Origin of the sequence: Endozoicomonas sp. SESOKO2, assembly GCF_024606245.1 — a bacterium.
GTDB lineage: Bacteria > Pseudomonadota > Gammaproteobacteria > Pseudomonadales > Endozoicomonadaceae > Endozoicomonas_A.
The window spans coordinates 1-1,159 of record NZ_JAHHPQ010000774.1; the positions used below are offsets into that span (position 1 = coordinate 1).

1 protein-coding gene is annotated in these 1,159 nt (G+C 50.8%); it reads left to right on the forward strand.

Annotated features, from left to right (window positions below):
• A partial coding sequence (locus tag KDK17_RS18535; RefSeq protein ID WP_257288759.1) for an AMP-binding protein occupies positions 1 to 759 on the forward strand: 759 nt, incomplete at its 5' end.
• Positions 760 to 1,159: the final 400 nt, after the last annotated feature.

Sequence of the window (1,159 nt, forward strand, 5' to 3'; positions counted from 1 at the left end):
GCCTGGCAATGGTACCACCATAGCGCGGGTGAAGAACGTTGCCCCATTATCGATTCCTGGTGGCAAACAGAAACGGGCGCCATGATGATTACACCATTGCCGGGAGCCACTGCTTTAAAACCCGGCTATGCAACCCGGCCTTTCCTCGGCATCCGTCCCGCTATTCTCGATAATGAGGGTAACGAGATTGTGGGACCCGGTCAGGGGAGTCTGGTGATCACCGGTTCCTGGCCGGGCCAGATCAGAACCATATACGGTAATCATCAGCGAACCCTTGATACTTACTTCAGTCGATACCCGGGTTATTACTTCACAGGAGACGGAGCCCGCAGGGATGAGAATGGCTATTACCAGATCACAGGCAGAATGGATGATGTGATTAATGTGGCGGGCCATCGTTTGGGCACTGCAGAAATAGAAAGTGCCCTGGTATTGCATGAAGCGATTGCAGAAGCAGCGGTAGTGGGAGTGCCTCACCCGGTAAAGGGCGAAAGTCTCTACGCTTTCATGACTCCTATGGACGGCGTTGAAATCACCGACGATCTGAAGCTGGAACTTTCCAATCTGGTGGCCAGTGAAATCGGTTCGTTCGCCCGACCGGAGATACTTCACCCATGTCCTGCTCTGCCCAAAACCCGCTCTGGCAAAATCATGCGACGTATCTTGCGCAAACTGGCTCAGGGCGAGAAAGATGATCTGGGTGATTTGAGTACACTGGCCGATCCGGCGGTGATTGAGCAGCTGTTGAGTTCCACTTGAAAGTCTCTTTCAGTGCGCCCTTTTCCAGCGCTTCTTGTTGATCGAATTAGCTTGTTTCTGAAGGGAGTCTTAAGCTACGTATATACCTCTAATCCTATCCATGCATTGACAGACAGAGTGGTAGGCAGTCATGAATTTTTTGTAAGGCTACTCGGGATTGTCTTGGCTCATCCGTTGGGTTAGCTATTACTCCCGTTAACACGGCCCCTTTCGACAGAACCGCCAGCGGGGAAGTCGCTAAGGGGTTTTTTATTGCACGAAATTTACCAATCCCACTCTTCCCAACCTTCTATAATCCCCATGCCGTGCAGGTTTAAGCCAAGGTTCTCAAGGTCTGGGAATTGGAGCAGATGTGTCTTTAATCGCTCCCACCATGAAGAAGTCGTATTAATTATCGTAA